Origin of the sequence: Paenibacillus sp. FSL W8-0194, from assembly GCF_037969745.1 — a bacterium.
GTDB lineage: Bacteria > Bacillota > Bacilli > Paenibacillales > Paenibacillaceae > Paenibacillus_AQ > Paenibacillus_AQ cookii.
Genome location: NZ_CP150205.1, coordinates 2,314,054 through 2,334,503 on the forward strand (window position 1 = coordinate 2,314,054; position 20,450 = coordinate 2,334,503).

Consider the following 20,450-nt stretch of genomic DNA (forward strand, 5'->3'; position numbering starts at 1 on the left):
CAAAAGAAAACGGAAAGTGATTCCCCTGACTCCCTGGCAAAGGGGCAGGGGACGCAGTTCTTTACAGAATAGGAGAGAAAACGATTGAAAGAAGTCATCGTGGATAAAATTCATGAAATCGAACGGGAGCATCAGGTCAAGATTTTGTTTGCGGTCGAATCGGGAAGCCGGGCTTGGGGCTTTCCGTCCCGGGATAGCGACTACGACGTGCGATTCGTCTATATCCATCGGCCGGAATGGTATTTGTCCATCGACGAGAAACGGGACGTCATCGAGGTGCCGATCAACGAGCAGCTGGACATCAACGGCTGGGATATCCGGAAAGCGCTGAAACTGTTTCGGAAATCGAACCCGCCGCTGCTGGAGTGGCTCGGTTCGGATATCCGGTATTACGAAGCCTACGGTTTTAAGGAAGACATGCTTGCGTTAAGAGACCGGGTGTTTTCTCCAAGGGCTTCCGTGCATCATTATTTGCATATGGCGACGGGAAATTTTCGGGGCTATTTGCAGGGGGAGCAGGTGAAAATCAAAAAGTATTTTTATGTGCTCAGGCCGATTCTAGCCTGCAAATGGGTTGAAAAATACAACGCGAACCCGCCGATTTTGTTTCAGGACCTGGTCGGCGATTTGGTTACGGAGCCGGAGCTGAAGGCGGCCATCGAAGATTTGCTGAAGCGGAAAATCGCCGGCGAGGAATTGGACCTCGATCATCGGGTGGAGGTCATCCATGAGTTCATCGAAAAGGAGATCGAACATTTGACGGCTTTTGCGCGGTCCGCGCATTCCGAGCTTGAAGATCCTACCCTGATGCTGGACGAGCTGTTCCGGAAATATTTAAAAATCGTATGGAATTTCGGATGAACATAGGAGCATAGGCAAGGGCGAAGCGGCCGGTCTTTAGGGATCGGCCGCTTTTTTTCGTTCTGCCACGCCTAAACTTGCGAATATTGATGCAGCAGCGTTTCAGCATGCGTCCGGATCAAGTCGATGACTTCCTGCGGTTCCAGCACTCTGGCTTCCTTTCCCAACCCGGCGAAAAAAGCGGCCGTATACCCGACGTCGCCGCGGTCAATGACCGTATCGATTTTGCCGGCCGCCCTGTTTCCAATCCCTTCCCCAAGGGGGACCGGATCGCACCAGGGGTAGCTTTGGCATTGCCGCATGCCCTCTTCGGTCAACTCGACCACCAGTCGGACAGGGGAAGATACCGTATAATTTTCAAGCCATTCCATAAGTCCGGTATGCACTTCATAGGTTTCATCCGAGATCTGAAGCGATTGGATCCGGTCTACGCGAAACAGGCGCACGTTGCCTTTGTCCACGTCGCAGGCGGGCATATACCATAATCCGTCATTGGCGTATACGCCGATCGGCACGGCATTCCTTGTTCGGGCTCCCGATTTGGAACGGTACGTCATGCAGACGATTCGGCGCTCCACGGCGGCTTCGATGAGTTCCTTCAAATAAGGGGCTTTGACGCTTCGTTTCGGATTCCAGAAAGACAGCACATGTTCTAGCCGGTTGATTTTCGGTTTCACGTCCGCCGGCAGGAGAGCAAACAATTTTCTCGATGCGGAGTCGATGTCGGCATCAAAGGGCAGCGAATCGTAATGCCTGAGTGAGCGGAACGCGAAAAATATGGCGAGCGCTTCGTTTTCGTCAAACGATACCGGCGGCAGCATCCGGTTGTTCAACGTCCGGTACCCGCCGTTTCGGCCCTGCTCGGTATAGACGGGAACGCCCAATTCGCTGATTTCCATCAAATAACGATGAGCCGTCCGGACGGATACCCCGAATTCATGGGCGACGTCCTGGGCCGTAAAATGGCGTTTGGAATTGACGTACATGATGAGATCGAACAGCAGCTTGGTTTTGGACATGATCCCTCTCCTCCGGGTGGCATTTTGTTTAAACTAGACAGCTATTGTCATGTTTAAAGTATATGCTAGGACTGATAAAGGATCAAAGGACGAAAGAGGAGGACAAACGATGAAAAGGCATCGACCTGACGAACAAGATCACATCCGCATCGTCGGAGCAAAAGGGAAAAATTTAAAGGATGTCGACGTATCGGTTCCGAAAAAACGGATCACGGTGTTTACCGGCGTTTCCGGTTCCGGCAAGTCGACGCTTGTTTTCGATACGATCGCCGCGGAATCGCAGCGCCAGTTAAACGAAACTTACTCGAGTTTTGTGCGCCACCGGATGCCCCATTACGGGCAGCCGAATGCGGATGCCATCGCCAATTTGCCGGTAGCCGTCGTCATCAGCCAGAAACGGATCGGCGGGAATTCGCGTTCGACCGTTGGGACCATCACGGATATCTACTCGCTGCTGCGGTTGTTGTTTTCCCGGATCGGAAAACCTTTCGCCGGCGAAGCTGAAGTCTTTTCGTTCAACAATCCGAAAGGCATGTGCCCGAAATGCGAAGGGCTTGGGACCGCCAAAGAGATCGATATCGACCAGCTCATTGACAGGGACAAATCCTTAAACGAAGGAGCCATTCGTTTCCCGACGTTCAGGCCCGGCGATTTTCGCTGGAAGCGTTACGTTTGCACGGGTTTGTTCGACAACGACAAAAAACTGAAGGATTTCACGGAGGAGGAGTGGGATACGCTGCTGTACAAGTCGGGCTTCAAACCTCCGCATCCGACGGAAGGATGGCCGCCAACCTCTACGTACGAAGGAGTCGTTCCCCGAATCGTTCGCAGCTTTCTCAGCAAAGATCTAAGGGATGCCGAGCTGTACAAGGAGGATATCGAGCGTGTGGTCAGACGGGGGACGTGCCCGGCATGCGGCGGCGCAAGATTAAATGCCGAAGTGCTGAAATGCCGGATTCAAGGGAAAAACATCGCCGACTGCACTGCGATGCAGGTCAGCGATCTCATCGATTTTTTGGGCATGATTCATGATCCGATCGTCTCGACCATCGTCGAGGCGCTGAGGTTCCGTTTGCGGCAGATGCTTTTCGTCGGGTTGGGATATTTGACTTTGAGCCGCGAAACGGCCACCTTGTCGGGCGGGGAATCCCAGCGGATCAAGATGGTCCGCCAGCTCGGGAGCAGCCTGACCGATCTTGCATATATTTTTGACGAGCCCAGCATCGGCTTGCATCCGCATGACGTTCGCAACATCAACGAGCTCCTCAAGCAATTGAGAGACAAAGGCAATACCGTGATCATCGTCGAGCATGATCCGGACGTCATTCGGATCGCGGATCATGTCATCGATATGGGGCCAAGGGCGGGCATCCACGGCGGGAACGTGGTTTACGAAGGGGATTTCCAGGGGCTGCTGGCGTCGGATACGCTGACGGGGAAATTCCTGAAGGAGAAACCCGCGCTAAAACAGGCAATCCGATCCCCATCCGGGTGGCTGTCCATTCAGGGCGCGAACCTGCATAATCTGAAAAACGTCAGCGTCCGCATTCCCCAAGGCGTCATGACGGTCGTAACGGGCGTAGCCGGATCGGGGAAAAGCACGCTCATCAATCAAATCCTCCCCCGGTACGCGCCGGATGCCGTCTATGTCAATCAGGATGCGGTGCATGCCTCGAGCCGTTCGAATCTAGCGACGTTCACGGGCATGTTCGATCTCATTCGGACGCTGTTCGCCAAACGCAATCGGGCGGATATTTCCCTATTCAGCTTCAACTCCCGGGGAGCTTGCCCGGAATGCAAAGGGACGGGGCTCGTAACGACCGACCTGGCGTTTATGGATTCCGTGGAAACGGTATGCGAGGTTTGCGGGGGACAGCGGTTTAAAATCGAGGTGCTTTCCTATACGGTAGACGGGAAAACCATCAGCGACGTGCTTCGCATGTCCGTGGAAGAAGCGGGTAACTTTTTTGCGGAACCCGATATCCTGGCGATTCTGGCCCGTCTCCGCGAAGCGGGAACAGCCTATTTGACGCTTGGCCAGCCGCTCAGCACATTGTCCGGAGGGGAGCTGCAAAGGATCAAACTTGCAAAAGAGATGGAACGTCAAGGAGGGATGTACGTTTTGGACGAGCCGTCGACGGGGCTTCATTTGTCGGATATCCGGCAGCTGATGCGGATGCTGGACCGTTTGACGGATCAAGGTTGTACCGTGGTGGTCATCGAGCATCACCTCGACCTGATCAGCAGGGCCGATTGGATCATCGATATGGGACCCGGAGCGGGACAGGAGGGGGGAGAGATCGTATTTTCGGGGACGCCGGAAGACATCCTTGCATGCGAAAGATCGGTTACGGGGAGGTATTTGAAAAAATATCTTCAAGATGGACAAGGCGCAAGCGGTTCGGGGACTCCGCCCAAACGATAGGGGTTAGCCCGCGGGAACCCTGTTTCGACACGTTGGGATCGCCGCCGCAGCCGACGCCGGCAGCTCAGGGCCGAGCAGAACCGTGACGACCGTTGTCGAGCGAAAAGCCGTCCTCATGTTCGATCGCCAGCGTCAGATAATTTTTTAATACGGCAGCGTATGTATCTCTTTGTTGCCTCGTCGCGTGCGACCTAAAAACTTCAAACAACGCCACCGATTTCTTGAAATGCTTGTGATCCTCGATTTTATCGGCAAATATCAACGATTTTATCGTGTAATGGATGGCTTCTTTATAGTTGCTTTTTTTCAAATGGTAGATCGAAATCAAATACAAAATCGAAAGATAATAGGAGCGGTCGGTCGGGTTCAGGTCCCGATGGTTCATTTTTTTGATGTATTCGAGCAGGGGGTTCACGATGGTGTCGACGTCAAGGTCATGTTTGTTGGCGCATTCCAAGATCGTGACCAGCCCGGGCAGCGTTTCGGAAGGATATTGATGGATGAACGATGCATACTCTTCGATGCTATCCGTATTTCCCGACGAAATTTCGAGGGTATACGAGTTGGCCTTGGCCAAAAAGCTGAAGTCTTCGATGATGCTGGCGTTGCTTTTGCTTCCGTCCGAAAACAGGCTTAAATCCCGGTACTGATCGATGCATTCCATCGCTTCTTTATATAGTTTCTTCTTCTGATAGGCTACGCCTTTCATCAGGTTGCTGTATCCCAAATAATAAACCAGCGGCCGTTCCATGACGGGCTTGGGTTGATCGGAGTCTTCCCTGTAAGGGCCGTACACTTTATCCAGCAGCTCATCCGCCAAAAGAATAAGATTGTCCCAGTTTTCAAAAGAAAAGGCCATACGAAGCATAGTCACTAATGTGTCTGCGTTGGTATTCATTGCGGATGCCCCTACTCCCATATGTGTCTCCTCCCTTTATATTCCATAGGTTGAGTGTATAGATAAATTGCATGGTGGTCAATTATTTTCACCTCATGCCGAAGGAGATCAGGGGAGCAGAACAAGCCGCTTACTTGGAAAAAAAGCAGGAGCGCCCGATGGAATTCGATCCGCTAAGCATAATGGCGATGCAGACGCCGGGAAGGGCCTCATGCAAAGGCATTCCCCGTCAAAGATTGTTTGCGCAAATAGGCGTAGCTGCCGATCACGCCCATATACATGGGCCGGATCAACTTTAAACCGCGAATGATGAAAAATGGATCGGGTACAGTACGAAGTATGCATGATGAGGGAAATGAGAGACAGCATGTGATAACCCGCGCACCGATCCGATCGCCGCCCATCCCGAAGGGGGATGCAAACCGCTGCAAACGGCGGCAAGCTGGCTGGATTCGGCGAACCAAGGAGCCTTTCTATAGCCGGAACAAGCGGCCTCGGGCATCAAACCAAAAGCTTGGACGTTTCCGAAAGGTCTCCCCGTTTCGCGTATTCCGTAGGGGACATTCCGGCGAGCTGTTTGAACATGCGGCAAAAATAGGAGGTATCGTAATACCCCAAATATTGCGCTATATCGGCAACCGTCATGGTGGAGCCGAGGAGCAGGCCGCAGGCTTCGAGGATGCGGAGCCGGTGCATGTACCGGATCGGGGAGTGGCCGCAAACCTCCTTGAACATGGCCGTCACGTAGTTGGGAGTAAGCCCGACGAGGCCGGCCAATTGTTCGATTTCGATCTGGTCGCGGTAATGCGTAAGTAAATGCTTTTTTATCGTTTCGGCATATTTCAGTTTGCTGGGCGTTAACTCCGGGGATTTTTCCATCTCGCGGGCAAGCGTGCCGACCAACTCCTGAAACAAGCCTAAACAGATGAAGGCGCGGTAGCTTTTGCCGCCCCTCATTTCCTCGTGCAATCTCTCGCAGAGGTCGAAGACCTGCAAGGGATCCGGCATGCGGAATTTCGCAAACCTCGCCTGATCGAGAAACGGGATTCCGGTTATCGGGGCGTTGTCGTAGGCGAACAAAATCGTGAATTTTTGATGGGCCGTCCCCATCCAATTACCGCCGGCCCGGCGGGTGGACTGCGGAATGAACAACGCATCGCTTCGTTCCCCGATCACTTCCTCTCCGTTAATGTCGTACCGGACTTTTCCTTCCTTCACGATCGAAAGTACGTTGTAAGGGATCGATTCAAGCTGCGTATGCCAGTTCGGAATATGGTTGTCGAAGTTTACGTTGATCAACTGGAACAAGGTAACCGCCCCTTTCAAGCAAGTTCTATCCCAAACCCTAACATAAAGAACATGGACCGTAAACATTCTTTTATTGTCGATGTCGGGTCCTCATGAATTATAGAATTGTACAATTAAAAAGGCATGTTGTTCAAAATCGTGAAAGCAGGGCGGTTGTTTTCGGCTAATGGCAATTGAGAAATAACTAGCGAATTGGCCTGCGTGCAGCAGGCTAGGGAGCGCGGGAATCATTCCAAATCATTGGAGGAATATACATGACGATCACGTCGCCTGTGGCCTATAATTTTTCTACAAACGGGGAGAGGATGGATGGAATGAAAATCTTATTGCTCGATTTGGATTCGACGAGACCGGATCATCTCGGATGTTACGGCTATCACCGGAATACCTCGCCGAACATCGATAGAATCGCCGCCGAAGGCGTCCGGTTCGAAAACTACTATACTTCCGACGCGCCTTGCTTTCCGTCTCGGACGGCGCTCATGACGGGGCGGTTCGGCATTCATAACGGGGTCGTCGGTCATGGGGGAACGGCGGCGGACGTTAGGCATGAGGGGGCCGACCGGGACTTTCACGATAAATTGACGACGGAAAGCTTTCCTGCGCTGTTCCGCAGGGCAGGCATGAAGACGGCGCTCGTCAGCCCGTTCGGAGAACGGCATTCGGCCTGGACCTTTTACGCGGGATTTAACGAAATCTATAATACGGGCAAATCCGGCATGGAATCCGCCGAAGAGGTGACGCCCACCGTTTTGGATTGGCTTGAGCGCAATGCGGATCAGGATGATTGGATGCTGTACGTAAACTATTGGGATCCGCACACGCCGTACCGCGCTCCGGAATCGTTCGGCAATCCGTTCGAAAACGAGCCGCTGCCGGCTTGGATCACGGAAGAGGTGCTGGAGCTTCATAAGAAAAAAGTGGGGCCGCACGGCGCCAACGAAATCAATATGTACAACAGCGACACGCTGCCCAAATATCCGCGCCATCCCGGCGAAATTCAATCGATGCGCGACCTGCGGAGGATGATCGACGGCTATGATTGCGGAATCCGGCATATGGACGATCACGTCGGCGCCATTTTCCGGCTGATGGAGCAAAAGGGGATTATGGATGACACGGTCATCATCATTACGGCGGACCATGGGGAAAACATGGGCGAGCTTGGCATCTACGGGGAGCATGGAACGGCTGACCAGGGGACTTGCCGCATCCCGATGATCATCCGGTGGCCGGGCATGCAAAAAGGGCTCGTCGATACCGGCCTCCACTACCATCTGGACCTGCCTCCGACGATGGCCGAACTGCTAGGCGTCTCCCCGGCGCCAAGCTGGGACGGCATGAGCTATGCGGGGACGGTCGCCCGCGGCGAACAAACCGGACGCGACTTCCTGGTCGTATCGCAGTGCGCCCATGTCTGCCAGCGGAGCGTTCGCTTTGGGGACTGGTTGTACGTTCGAACCTATCATGACGGCTATCATTTATTCGATAAGGAGATGCTTTTTAACATCGCCGAAGATCCGCATGAGCAGCATAATCTTGCCCGGCAGCGCAGGGATCTGTGCAAGGAGGCCGTTTATTTCCTGAATGAATGGCATGACCGCATGATGGAGACGATGAAGTTCGACGTGGATCCGCTCTGGACGGTTATGAAGGAAGGCGGACCGTACCATGCCAAAGGGCATTTGCCTATGTATATTGAGCGGCTGAAGAAAACCGGCCGCGGGGACGCGGTAGAGGAGCTGATGAAGCGCCATCCGCGGGAATTCGCCTAAACAAGGCGCAGGAAAACAAGTCACTTGACCGTTTCTTTCGGACAAGTGACTTGTTTTTTTCACGCATGGCTGATGATTCGCGTATACATGAACTATCAGACGATATTGACGCCGGCACTAGCATATCCGGCAACCGTAGTGACGAGCGTCGTTCCGGCTGCCGTTGCCGAAAATACCATCAACAGCCGGGTTTGAGGCGCTACCGGAATGTTCAGGCCGGTCGTAATGCCATTTGAAATGGTGCCGAGGGCCAATACCCCGGTAAGCGGAGGAGCCAGAGTTACGGAAGCTCCTGGGATGGCTGTGAATATATTGTTTGGCGTCGTCGAACTATAGAGCTGCGCCGTGATGGTAACGGTCGTTCCAAGCAGGCTGAGGGCTAGCGTGGTACTGAAGTATGCCGCAATCGACGTGATGGTTCCTGCGCGCGGAACGGAGAAGGCAAAGTTCAACAGCGTGCCGCCTGCCCCTGTCAGGTCGATCGTCGTTCCGGCCAAGGTGACGCCGGCAACCGAGTTTCCGAAGCCTACAAGGCTTGTAGTGCCGACCAAGCCGCCGGCAATGGTAGTCAAAATTGCAGGAATACCGGAAGCGAAAGGAATGATCGCGCCTCCGCCCGCAGGTCCCGTGGCTCCCGTCGCGCCGGTTGCTCCCGTTGCCCCGGTAGCACCCGTCGCGCCGGTTGCGCCGCCTGCTGGCCCTGGTGCACCGGTTGCACCTGTGGCGCCGGTAGCTCCGATAGGTCCGGCGAGTCCTACAGGCCCTTGGGGTCCTGCCGGTCCGACCGGTCCTTGCGGTCCGACGGGTCCGATGGCGCCGACAGGTCCCGGTGCTCCGACCGGTCCTTGCGGCCCTTGCGGTCCGACGGGTCCTCTGAAGCCTACCGGTCCTCTAGGACCTCTTTTGCCGATTTTTCCGCGGCAGCATACAAGTTTTTTTCCATCTATGCACTTGCGCGAAATTTTACGGATTTTGGGTTTGACGACATGTGGCTTATGGTCTTCTTTTTTACAGTGACTCAAGTACAATCGCCTCCTTTGGGTTTGGTTTACTATACGTTTGCGGGTACCGAAAGGTATAGACGATTGACGAGGGGTAATAGCGGATTCTTCGGCATCTATCCAAACCGGCGATGCCGAATGACGTATGGAATAGCGGGCCGACTGGCGGAAATGGCGGCTTTTTCGGCCTCTCGAATGTCGAGGGGCCGTTTAAATTATGGGCGGCGATTGCGGCCGGATTCCGGCCGAACATGAAACGAAAGACCATCCGGGGCTCCGGAATGCGCCGGTTAATCCGCTTTGCAGAACTCCCTGATCAGCTGCTCTTTGATGTCGGAAACGGGGTAATGCACCGGATAGGTGGAAATCATCAGCATGATGCCCTGCGGGCCACGTCCTTTTAGGGATTTATTGATCACAATGCACTATATTTTAAGACTGAATGTTTAGTCAAAGAAAAATAAATCGAATTTTGCTTAAAGCGTGTCACAGGATTCCATATGCAACGTTCGACAACGAAACGGCAAAATCGACAAAAACCGGCGGATGGGCGGATGTATCCATTGTAATATTTTGCTAGTTGTCCTATGATGTTCTTAATACTGCATGGGAGGATCGAACTGAAATGAAGAAGTCCATCTTGTTCTTGGTGTTGCTGCTGGTGCTGCTGCCTTACCAAAGCGCATTTGCGGCAAGCGTATCCACCGCGACCGTGGAGAAACTGTATTTCGAAAATTATAAAAGCAAGGTCAAAGAGGTGAGGGAAGCACAGAAGGCCCTTTACGGTTCGCTTTGTTCGGAAGTGCCCGCTTTGACCGCCAAGGCGAAAGCTTCGGCAACGCAGTATAACAACCTTGTCAAAAGTAAGGCAGGCAAGGAGGCGATGTCCCAAGCGAAAGCGGTGCGGGATCAAGATAAAAAAGCGCTGCTGGACGCCAAAAAGGCCTGCACGAAAAAAGTGAACGATGCCAAAAAGCGCAGCAGCCTCCAATTGAGGGAAGTGGACAAGTACAAGCGGGATTTATCCGCAATGATCAAAGCGCACTTGTCAGGAAAGGATCAGATGCGGGAGGACGAATTCAGCAAAAAGGTTCAGGAAGGTTTGACCTACATAAACGACAAGCTCGACAACATCGTCAGGGAGCTGAAAAACGCCCGTTAACGGGCCGCCCGCTTCCCGGAAGCAACCAAAAAATCCTCTTTCGTCCGTATGGGCGAAGAGGATTTTTTATCGTATCCGCATTATTTTGTGGTCAAATTGATATGGTCGAGGTCCGTGCTGCTGTTGAAAATGAATTCCAGCTTGTAATTTCCGCGGTTATAGGTCAGTTTGGTTTGCGTCGTTTTGCCGTTTTTGAACGTGGACGTGGAACTTGGAGCGTACCAGTGCTTTTTAAGCATGCTCATGGTGATGCCGCCGATATTGGTTTGGCGTTCCACGTTCGTGCCGAAATAACGGATTTCGCGGATTTTATTTTGTTTATAGGAAAAGGCGAAACCGGGGCTGCCCATATCGGCTCCGTACAAATCGAAAGCCCCTGCGTTTTTTCCGGGAAGCGTAGGCTCGCCGATCTTTTGGATCACGTCTTGCCGGGTGCTTTTTCCGACGGTAAGACCGCTCACGTATCCGGGAAATTGCCCTTTCAAGGCAGGCTTGTAAAAGCTGTTTAGGGTTTTAAGCGCTTGCTCGGCGGCATATCCGTCGGCACTTGAGGCTGAGGCGGCTTTTGCTTGCTGAACCGTATAAACGCCATCTCCGCTTCCGAAAGCTCCCAAGCATACAGCTCCCGCAACGGTAAAGGCCAATATGGATTTTTTTATCGTCTGATGGATCATCGTTGTTCCTCTCCTTTCGAGTTCTACTAAATCATAAGAGAGCCGTTGAAATTTTTGGTTACGAAGTCATGAAAATGAAATTTCAGTTTTGACACCCGAAGAAAGGGGCTTGGCGCTTCCCGTGACGCATTTGCGAATCGGGGCAAGCATTGCGATTTGGAAAATTCCTGCAAAGGTATCCCGTTCCGCGTCAATTTCCCCTTCCCCCGCGAGTTGCCGTCAAGATATATGAAAAACCTAATAAATTTTTATTTTTTGTATATTTTCCATATAGAAGCATTCGTGATAGCATCGAGATAGGCAAGGAAGGGAGGGAACGGGATTGTACCGATTTTTGGCTTCGTTTCTTTTCGTCGCCATGCTTTCCGGATGCGCTTCGATTTCCGCTCCCACGCAGCCTGTTCCGATAGAATTTGAATCTAAGGATAAGAAGGTGGATGCGATGGATCTGGATCAGCAGCTCATTTCGTCTGCGCAGAAAGGCGACACGGCAAACGTGCTGAAGCTTCTTCGAGACGGGGCGGATGTCAACGCTACCGACGAACGCGGCAGAACGGCCGTCATGGCGGCGACTTACAACAACAAAGCGGATACGGTCAAAGCGTTGATCGAACATGGCGCAGACATCAACATACGCGACCATAACCTGAATAACGTGTTTTTGTATGCCGGAGCGGAAGGATTCCTGGACATCCTAAGGCTCGCCATCGATGCCAAAGCAAATACGAAGCTGACGAACCGTTTCGGAGGGACGGCATTAATTCCCGCATCGGAACGGGGACATGTCGAAGTGGTCGAGGAACTGCTCGAGCGTACGGATGTCGACGTCAACCATATCAACAATTTGCATTGGACGGCTTTGCTCGAAGCGGTCATCTTGGGCGACGGCGGGGAACACCATCAACGAATCGTTCAACTGCTGGTGGATCATGGAGCCGATGTCCATATAGCCGACCGCGAAGGCGTCACCCCGCTGCAGCATGCGCAAAGACGGGGATACCGGGACATTGAACGGATTTTGAAAGAGGCCGGAGCCTGAAAGAGCCTGAAAATATGGGTTCGAACGAAGTGATGCCCGCATACGAAAAAAGCGAACGGACAGTCCGTTCGCTTTTTTGCTTGAAGCGTCCGGGTCTAAATCTGACGGGGACACATCATTGAAGACTCCGGCAAAGAACTAGCGATTGTTGCTCAACAAAGGGGCATCCTCGGAACGGACCGTTCGGATTTTTCGGTTGCCGATTTTCAGCTGGATCAAAATCATGATAACCACAACGATCATCAAACCGAAAAGCGCCGGCGGGAAACCGCCCGTGATGTCGTGGATAAAACCGACGCTCAGCGGTCCGAGGGAAGCGAAGATATAACCTCCGGACTGGGTCATTGCGGACAGCGCATTGGCTTCATCCGTGCTGGCCGACTCATCGATCGGCAGCATCAACGCCATCGGGAACAATCCTCCGGCGCCGATCCCCAGGAAAATGCACGTCAGCCAAGGCGTCACGTGAAGCTGGGTGAGCAGCAGTCCGGCAAGCTCCATCGCGGCGCATCCGACAAGCCATACGACGCGGTGCTGAAACCGGCTGACGAGAATGGGGAGCAAAAAGCTGACCGGAATTTGGATAAGCGTAAACAAAGTTAATATCATGCCGGCCGTATGTTTGTCATACCCTTGTTCCTGCACGATCGGAGGGAGCCAAGCGGTCAGCGAATAAAACATGAACGCCATCATCCCGAAAAAGCTGGTCAACAGCCAGGCACGCTTATTTTTTAACGGCAGCTTGAAGCCGCCGGCCGGATTCGTTTGCACGGAACTGACGGCTGCCGCCTCGGCCCGGGCCGGGGTTTTCTTGACGGGTCTCCACCATAACAGCAGCGCGATGACGGCCAGCAACGACCAGGAGGCGGCGGAAGCCTGCCAGGAATGGCCCAGCGCATTTTGGAGCGATACGGACAAACCCGATCCCAAGGCCGCCCCGACGACCATTGCCATGGAATAAACGCCGACGATCGCCGATGGGTTGGAAAAGTTCTTTTTGATAAAACCCGATAAAAGCGGCCCGATCACGGCAATGCCCGCGCCGGCGAGAAAAGCGGTGAGAAGCATCAGCCACGCGCTGTATGCGTAATACCTCGCCGCCGTAGCCAGACCGATCAGCAGCAGGCAGTACGCAATGGTCCGCTCGATGCTCAAGCGATTGCTCAGCTTCACCGCGGCGGGGGCGAAAAATCCCATGCAGAGCACCGGCAACGACGTCAGCAGGCTGGCTTCGGCGCCGCTCATGCCGAGCGAGTCCTGGATCGTTCGCAGCAAAGGAGACACCGAGGTGATGACGGGACGCAAATTGAGACAAGCCAGAAAAAGCGCGGCGATCAAATAAACAAAACGCATGATGTTTCATCTCCATCCGATATGTTCTAAGTCAATAAAGTCTAATCCAGTGTATAGGGAGAGCTTTGATTGATCAATATTATTGTTTCTATTGAAATCATTCGAATTTCGAATGATGACTCCCGGGCGAAAAAGGATCAAGCTTCCGCATACTTCGGTGAAGTTCGCATAGATGATGAATAACAAACGATGAAGGGAGATCGGAGATGGAGCTTGTTCAGCGGCAATTCATGAATCATCAGCTTTCCCGGCTGCGGGTCCAATTGCTTCTCGCCAAAAGGTCCGTATGCCATGCCGGTTGGCGGAGGCATCGGTTTATCCCTGCATACCACAAGCTTTATTTTATTTGCGACGGGGAAGGGTGGCTTCAGGTCGGAGGAACGCAGCTGCGGCCCAAACCCGGGGAACTGGTATTCATTCCCGGCGGATTGGAGCAGTCCTACTCGGTGACAAGCGGTCCGCCTTACACGAAATATTGGTGCCATTTTCGGGCCAACGTTCATTTTGAGCAATTGTTTCATCTATACGGCCTTCCTTATACGATCGATGCCGGCCATTCTTCCGAATTGTACGGCCGTTTTCAGGAGCTGGTCGAGCAGCGGGTCAGCGGGAATCCGGCAGCACCTCTCCGAATCCAGTCCGCGCTGCTGTCCATTATCGCTTATTTCCTGGAACGGGCGGTCCGGACCCCCGGTGCGGACGCAGCCTGCGCTTCGCCGGAGCTGCTTGCGACTCTCGATTTTATCGATGCCCATTTATCCGCTGAGCTTACCATTGAAGAACTGTCCCGGCATGCGCATTTTCACCCGAACTATTTCATCCGGATGTTCAAAAGGCATTTGGGCATGACGCCGATGCGTTATATCCGGGAGCGCAGGCTGGAACATGCGCAGGAACTGCTGGGAGCGACGGAGCTGCCCGTACGCGAGGTGGCTTACCAAAGCGGTTTCAGGGACGTATCCCATTTTTCCGCCGCATTTAAAAAGAAGTCGGGGGTATCCCCGTCCGAATATCGAAACGCATGCCTTCCGGATCCTGGATGACGACGCTGCTTTCGACATCGTCCGGAGCAAGTCGTTTGTTTTGCAACACTTCCGGTTAGAATGACCGCTATCGCCCGCCGGGAATGCGCTGTATGATGATGGGGCCCGCTTGGTTCAAGCGGAGATCCCATTTGCGAGGTGATCGGGTTGAGAGCGATGACCGGCTTGAAGCTGCTTGCGGCATTGGGCCTGATGTTCTGCGACGGCGCTTCCTTTTCCCCCGTGCTGGCCGATGCGGCGCCAGCGAAACAGGATGCCCAAACGCTGCTGTTCGTATCCAAAAACGGAAACGATGCCAACGACGGCACGAAAAACAAACCGTTTGCAACCTTGGAAAAAGCAAGGGACGCCGTTCGGGAGCGGATCCGGGGCGGCAAACTTCCCCCGGGCGGCGTCAAAATCCTCATTCGCGGCGGGGAATACCGGCTCACCCATACGTTTGAGCTGGATGAACGGGATTCGGGAACACCGGAGGCCCCGATAACTTATCAGGCGTTTGAAGGGGAAAAGGTGACGTTCGTCGGCGGGGACACGCTGAGCCCTTCCTTGTTCCGTCCGGTGTCCGATCCGGAAATATTGGCGAAAATTCCGCAGGAGGGGCGGGGCAGCGTCGTCCAAATCGACCTGAAAGCAATCGGCCTGACGGACTACGGCAAGCTTGGCAATCACCTCGCCGTTGCGCCGGAGCTGTTTGCGAGCGGCAATGTCATGACGTTGGCGCGTTGGCCCAATAGCGGTTTTACGACGGTGGATCAGGTGGTCGCCAAAGCGGATGACGCGGCCGGAAAAGGTTACACGTTTACGTATAAAGACGGCATGCCCCATGCTTGGACGGATGTCCGGGATGCCTGGATGCTTGGCTATTGGGGAAACGATTGGGCAACCAACGATTTGGAAATCCAAACGATCGACCAGCAGCAAAAGCGCATCGAAACCTACAAAGGCACCAGCTATGCCATGAAAGCCGGGCAGCGGTTTTATTTTTACAACGTGCTCGAAGAGCTCGACATGCCGGGCGAATGGGTATTGAACAGGGAAACCGGCATGCTGTATTTATTCCCGCCGGCGCCGCTTCGTCAAATCAAACTTCAATTGTCGCTGCTGGAGCAGGATATGATCCGGACGGATCGCACGTCCAACGTGATTTTCAGCGGCTTTACCCTGGAAATCAGCCGGGGAAACGGAATCACCATCCAGGGCGGGGAACATAATCTGATCCGCAACATGACGATCCGGAACATGGGCGGGTACGCGGTTAAAATCGACGGCGGCCGCGGCAACGGCGTGTACGGCTGCAGCATTTACGGCACGGGGAACGGCGGCATCTCCTTAAACGGCGGCGATTCCGGCACGTTGACGCCGGCGGGGAACTATGCCGACAACAACGACATATCCGATTATTCGCGGATCAAACTGACCTACGCTCCCGCGGTCGAAATCAACGGCGTAGGCAACAGGGCGACGCATAACAATATTCACGACGCGCCGCATTTTGCCATCCAGTTCCGGGGGAACGACCATCTTATCGCTTATAACGATATCTACGACGTGGTCAAAGAGACCGCGGACGCCTCCGCGATCTATTCGGGCCGGAGCTTCGTCTGGCGGGGCAATGCCATCAACTACAATTACATCCATGACATCGCGGCCAGCAACCTGCGCGTCTCCACGGCAGGCATTTATTTGGACGATTACATGAGCGGCGTGGAGATGCGCGGCAACGTCTTTTACAACATCGGCAAACAAGCGTTCAAGCTGGCCAACGGACGCGAAAACGTCGTCGAAAACAACCTCGTCATCGATTCCGGCACCGCGGTCGCGTTTATGGCGCGCAACTATAAGCCCGGCGAAAAAAATTACAACTCGCTGATGGGCAAATTCGACCAGGTTCCTTACCGGGGCGTCATTTGGAGCGAGCGTTATCCGACGCTGCCGAACCTATTGAATGACGAGCCGCTGCTCCCCAAACGGAATGTCGTGCGAAACAACATTTTCGTGAATAGCGGCCCGATCACCGGCGATCCTTTGAACATGCAGCTCGGGACGGTCGCAAACAACGTTTCCGTCGGCAAGCTGAGCGACATCGGAACCGTGGATTTGAAACGCAAAACCCTGGAGCTGAATGACGCTGCGGAAGCCTTTGCCGGCTTGACGGAGTTTCAGCCTATTCCGCTTCGGGAAACGGGAGTGCAAATATCCGGACTGCCCCGCGTCCCGGCCAGATTGTCCGCCCGCATCGTCGAGCATCCAAAAAACGGAGATGCAGCGTCGATCGGCATGGATTTAAACGGCAACCGGCTGGTGGCGATCCAAGACATTCGAGGCCCGTTGAAGGAAGGGACCGATTACATCGTCCGGGATGCCGCGGTCGTCCTGCAAAAGGCGTATCTTTCGACGCTTCCCGACGGTCCGCAGGCGCTGGCTTTTTCCTTTAGCGGAGGAAGCGGCGCGTTTGTGACGGTGCTTGTCAAACCTTGAGCCCTGCGGCGGCCTGGTTTGATTGCTTTTCTGGCCCTCTGGACAGGGGGCCTTCATGGCTTTTTGGTTACCCCCGAACCTGTAAAAGCACGGCCGCGGATCTTTTTTTGATTGATGTACATGATCGTTTTGCATATGATCATAAGTACTACGAATGAAAGTGAGTGGACCCGTTTGGAAATTCGCCAGCTTCATTATTTTATGGCGGTCTGCGAGGAGATGCATTTTACGAAGGCTGCGGAAAAGATCGGGGTCTCCCAGCCGACGCTGAGCCAGCAGATCCGGGCGCTGGAGGACGAGCTGCATATGCCGCTGTTTGACCGGATCGGCAAAAAAATTTCGCTGACCGAGGCGGGGGAGCTGCTGCTGCGCAATGCGGAGGCGATCATGGATACGCTGCAAAACGTCAAGGATTCGATCGCCGATTTGCGCCAAGTCCACGGCGGGAAGATCAGGGTCGGGATTATGCCGTCCGACCTGGATTACCGGATCACGCAGCTTGTCGTCGATTTTCATCGCGATTTTCCGCAAGTGAAGCTGATGGTGATCGCGTCGATCGACATTTTGCGGCAGGTCCTTGAAAGCGAAGTCGATATCGGGGTCGGCACGAACGTCCCGGAAACGGACCGGATTGTCTCGATCCCGCTATGCACCGAGGAGTACGTACTGACCGTATCGGCGAATCATCCGCTCGCCGCGCGGACAACCATCGATATCCATGAACTCCGGGACGTGCCGATGATCATATATCCCGAAGGTTTCATGGGCCGGGAGTTGGTGGAGGAAGCGGTGCGGCGCCATGGTTTCCGGCTGCATTCCATTTTGGAAACAAGCTCGGCCACCTCGATCATCAACCTGGTCAGGGAGGGGCTTGGCGCCACCGTACAGCCGTACCCGCTCATCCGACAAATGAACGATCCGACCCTTCGCACGATACGCATCGAGGGCGGGGCGCCATGCCGCAGCCTGTCCATCATTTACCGCTCCGACCGATATTTAAGCCAAGCCGCCAAGGCTTTTATGGAACGCATCCAAAACTATTTCCAACCACGGAGGTGAAAGCGTGTCGATCCGGATCAAATTGCTTCTCTCTTATACGGGCATGCTTGTCGTCAGCCTGCTGGTGTTCGTCCTGACCGCCGGCCTGTTTACCATCGCGGCAACGGGCGATATTCACAGCTTGAGGGATTTTTACAAGGTGCATTATCAACTGAACCCTCTCACGGAGCAGGAGGAATCGATTTTTCTGGAATTGAAATACATGGCGAAAAACGATCCGGACGGACTGCTGGACATCAATCTGCTGAAGGACTATGATTTTAAGCTTAAAACCGTTAGAGCAGGACTATACGTGCGCAAGGAAGACAGCCAGGTATTCGAATCGGGTACGTTTAACCAGCCCGCACTCCATCGCCATCTGCCCCCTTACGATTTGAATAATTACCGGATCCGCAATACGTTTAACATCGGGGAACGTTTTTACGCCTACGCGAAATATGATTTCCGCTTTGCGGACGGAGCCAAGGGCAGCGTGTTCGTCATCCGCGAACGGAGTCCGTTCGGCGAAGTGACGCGCAGGCTCCTCCCGATTTTGATCGTGGCGCTGATCGGCGTGATCGTGGTTGCGAATTTGCTGTTATACCGCTGGATCACCCGCAGCGTCGTCAGGCCGCTGGACAAGCTGCGCCATTCGGCGGAACGCATCCAGGAGGGGAACCTGCAGTTTTCGCTCGATTTGCGCTCCAAGGACGAAATCGGACAATTGAACGAAGCGTTTGAAAATATGCGGAAAAGGCTACAGGAATCGGTCCGGCTGAGGCTGCAGGACGAAGAGAACCGCAAAGAGCTGATTTCCAACATCTCGCATGATTTGCGCACGCCCATCACGAACATCAAAGGCTACATTGAGGGCATTCGCGACGGGGTTGCGGATACCCCGGAAAAAATGGACAAATACGTCAACATCATCTATAACAAAGCCGTCGATTTGGACAGGCTCGTCGACGAGTTGTTTCTGTATTCCAAGCTGGATTTAAACCAGGTTCCCTTCACCTTCGATAGGGTGGACATCGTGCGTTTTTTGGATGACTGCATCGACGAGCTGCATTATGCGATGGAGGAGAAAGGCATTGCGCTGCAATGGAACGAACGGCCGAATCACGGCATTCCGGTGATGGCGGATCTTGAAAAATTGAAGCGCACCGTGCTTAATATCATCGGCAACGCCCAGCATTTTATGGACAAGCCGGAAAAACGCATTGCCGTTTCCGTGCAAGCTTCCGCCGAGCGGGTTACCGTCGAAATCCGGGATAACGGCATGGGAATTTCCGCGGAGGACATGCCGCATATTTTCGATCGTTTTTACCGGGCGGAACGATCGCGCAATTCCGCGAAGGGCGGCAGCGGACTGGGGCTGGCGATCGCGAGGCAGATCATCGAAGGGCACGGGGGGCGGATATGGGCGGAAAGCGAACCAGGAGAAGGTACAAGCCTGTTTTTCACCTTGAAACGGACATTGGAAGAAGGGGGCTTGGTGAGCCATGACGGCACGCATTCTCATCATTGAAGACGAGGTGACGATCGCACAGCTGGAGCGGGATTATTTCGAGCTGAACGGGTATACCGTCGATTTATGCCATACGGGCGACGAGGGGTTACGGCTTGCCCTAAGCGGCGAATATAATCTCGTTATCGTCGATCTGCAGCTTCCCGGCGCGAACGGCTTCGAATTATGCCATCAAATCAGGCAGCGCAAAGAGGTGCCGATTCTGATCGTTTCCGCCAAAAACGAGGAGATCGACAAAATCCGGGCGTTTAACCTCGGCGCCGACGACTACGTCACGAAACCGTTCAGTCCAAGCGAGCTGGTGGCAAGAGCCAAAGCGCATCTGACGAGGTACGAGCGGCTTCTCGGCAAACGGCCTCCCGCGCAAAAAAACGAAATTCATATCCGTGGGCTCGTGATCGACCAAGCCGCGCGGCGAGTGTTCGTACGCAGCAAGGAGGTGGCGATCACGACCCGCGAATTCGACCTGCTGGAGTTTCTGGCGAATCATCCGAACCGCGTCTTCAGCAAACAAGAGCTGTTCGAACGGATCTGGGGGCTCGATTCGAACGGGGATATCGCGACGGTGACGGTGCATGTCCGCAAGCTGCGGGAAAAAATCGAAGCCGATCCGTCCAACCCGCAATATATCGAAACGGTTTGGGGCGCGGGGTACCGTTTTTCGGTGTAGTAGCGCAGTTTCACGATTTTTCAAAATCCTCGTTTAGAAAATTTTAATATTTTGTTTCGAAAACGTTAATCCCCGGTTTCTTGGGATTTTAGGTGTCTCCTTTATGATATACGTATACACCAAACAACGATTCTTGTTGATTCAAAGGAGGACAACCGAATGAATAAATATTCCATGA

General features: G+C 53.7%; 16 protein-coding genes. 10 read left to right on the forward strand and 6 right to left on the reverse strand.

Annotation, left to right across the window (positions count from 1 at the left end):
* Nucleotides 1–84: 84 nt before the first annotated feature.
* On the forward strand, nucleotides 85–861 hold the full coding sequence (locus MKY58_RS10330; protein WP_339324450.1) for a nucleotidyltransferase domain-containing protein: 777 nt from the start codon (nucleotides 85–87) through the stop codon (nucleotides 859–861).
* Between the two features lie 71 nt (nucleotides 862–932).
* Here MKY58_RS10330 and MKY58_RS10335 read toward each other — a convergent pair whose 3' ends face one another.
* Nucleotides 933–1,880, reverse strand: a complete 948-nt coding sequence (locus MKY58_RS10335) for a YafY family protein (RefSeq protein WP_339324451.1) — start codon at nucleotides 1,878–1,880, stop codon at nucleotides 933–935.
* A gap of 109 nt (nucleotides 1,881–1,989) precedes the next feature.
* Between MKY58_RS10335 and MKY58_RS10340 the strand changes: the two genes are divergently transcribed.
* Nucleotides 1,990–4,305 carry an excinuclease ABC subunit UvrA gene (locus tag MKY58_RS10340; protein WP_339324452.1) on the forward strand — a complete coding sequence of 772 codons (2,316 nt, stop codon included), beginning with the start codon at nucleotides 1,990–1,992 and terminating at the stop codon, nucleotides 4,303–4,305.
* A gap of 64 nt (nucleotides 4,306–4,369) precedes the next feature.
* Here the strand turns inward: MKY58_RS10340 and MKY58_RS10345 are convergent, their stop codons facing one another.
* Entirely contained in the window at nucleotides 4,370–5,203 is an 834-nt protein-coding gene (locus MKY58_RS10345) for a hypothetical protein (RefSeq protein WP_339324453.1), read from the reverse strand.
* A 501-nt stretch (nucleotides 5,204–5,704) separates the two neighbouring features.
* Nucleotides 5,705–6,511, reverse strand: a complete 807-nt coding sequence (locus MKY58_RS10350) for an AraC family transcriptional regulator (RefSeq protein ID WP_339324454.1) — start codon at nucleotides 6,509–6,511, stop codon at nucleotides 5,705–5,707.
* A 314-nt stretch (nucleotides 6,512–6,825) separates the two neighbouring features.
* Between MKY58_RS10350 and MKY58_RS10355 the strand changes: the two genes are divergently transcribed.
* The gene (locus tag MKY58_RS10355; RefSeq protein WP_339324455.1) at nucleotides 6,826–8,286 is read left to right on the forward strand and encodes a sulfatase; all 1,461 of its coding nucleotides are present in this window, start codon (nucleotides 6,826–6,828) and stop codon (nucleotides 8,284–8,286) included.
* Nucleotides 8,287–8,381: 95 nt separating this feature from the next.
* On the opposite strand, the gene MKY58_RS10360 is transcribed toward MKY58_RS10355, so the two are convergent.
* The gene (locus MKY58_RS10360; protein ID WP_339324456.1) at nucleotides 8,382–9,308 is read right to left on the reverse strand and encodes an exosporium glycoprotein BclB-related protein; all 927 of its coding nucleotides are present in this window, start codon (nucleotides 9,306–9,308) and stop codon (nucleotides 8,382–8,384) included.
* Between the two features lie 604 nt (nucleotides 9,309–9,912).
* On the opposite strand from MKY58_RS10360, the gene MKY58_RS10365 reads away from it, so the two are divergent.
* On the forward strand, nucleotides 9,913–10,449 hold the full coding sequence (locus tag MKY58_RS10365) for a hypothetical protein (RefSeq protein ID WP_339324457.1): 537 nt from the start codon (nucleotides 9,913–9,915) through the stop codon (nucleotides 10,447–10,449).
* Between the two features lie 80 nt (nucleotides 10,450–10,529).
* On the opposite strand, the gene MKY58_RS10370 is transcribed toward MKY58_RS10365, so the two are convergent.
* Nucleotides 10,530–11,063, reverse strand: coding sequence for a YjgB family protein (locus MKY58_RS10370; protein WP_339324458.1), 534 nt, complete (start codon nucleotides 11,061–11,063; stop codon nucleotides 10,530–10,532).
* Nucleotides 11,064–11,571: 508 nt separating this feature from the next.
* On the opposite strand from MKY58_RS10370, the gene MKY58_RS10375 reads away from it, so the two are divergent.
* Nucleotides 11,572–12,162 carry an ankyrin repeat domain-containing protein gene (locus MKY58_RS10375; protein ID WP_339325111.1) on the forward strand — a complete coding sequence of 197 codons (591 nt, stop codon included), beginning with the start codon at nucleotides 11,572–11,574 and terminating at the stop codon, nucleotides 12,160–12,162.
* Between the two features lie 138 nt (nucleotides 12,163–12,300).
* Here the strand turns inward: MKY58_RS10375 and MKY58_RS10380 are convergent, their stop codons facing one another.
* Nucleotides 12,301–13,515, reverse strand: a complete 1,215-nt coding sequence (locus MKY58_RS10380; protein ID WP_339324459.1) for an MFS transporter — start codon at nucleotides 13,513–13,515, stop codon at nucleotides 12,301–12,303.
* A gap of 206 nt (nucleotides 13,516–13,721) precedes the next feature.
* Here MKY58_RS10380 and MKY58_RS10385 point away from each other — a divergent pair, with 206 nt between their 5' ends.
* The 5 genes from MKY58_RS10385 to MKY58_RS10405 all read left to right on the forward strand — a co-directional run bounded on the left by MKY58_RS10385 (nucleotide 13,722) and on the right by MKY58_RS10405 (nucleotide 20,272).
* Nucleotides 13,722–14,558, forward strand: a complete 837-nt coding sequence (locus MKY58_RS10385; protein ID WP_339324460.1) for an AraC family transcriptional regulator — start codon at nucleotides 13,722–13,724, stop codon at nucleotides 14,556–14,558.
* Nucleotides 14,559–14,714: 156 nt separating this feature from the next.
* Nucleotides 14,715–17,036 (forward strand): right-handed parallel beta-helix repeat-containing protein, encoded by a 2,322-nt coding sequence (locus MKY58_RS10390; protein ID WP_339325112.1) that lies wholly within the window; start codon nucleotides 14,715–14,717, stop codon nucleotides 17,034–17,036.
* A gap of 174 nt (nucleotides 17,037–17,210) precedes the next feature.
* Complete coding sequence (locus MKY58_RS10395; protein ID WP_339324461.1) at nucleotides 17,211–18,095, forward strand: LysR family transcriptional regulator; 885 nt, start codon at nucleotides 17,211–17,213, stop codon at nucleotides 18,093–18,095.
* Nucleotides 18,096–18,099: 4 nt separating this feature from the next.
* A complete protein-coding gene (locus MKY58_RS10400) occupies nucleotides 18,100–19,602 on the forward strand; it encodes a HAMP domain-containing sensor histidine kinase (RefSeq protein WP_339324462.1) in 1,503 nt (500 codons plus the stop codon).
* Nucleotides 19,577–20,272: a response regulator transcription factor gene (locus tag MKY58_RS10405; RefSeq protein ID WP_339324463.1), complete on the forward strand. Its 696-nt coding sequence runs from the start codon at nucleotides 19,577–19,579 to the stop codon at nucleotides 20,270–20,272. Before MKY58_RS10400 ends, MKY58_RS10405 begins: the two co-directional genes overlap by 26 nt.
* Nucleotides 20,273–20,450 lie beyond the last annotated feature (178 nt).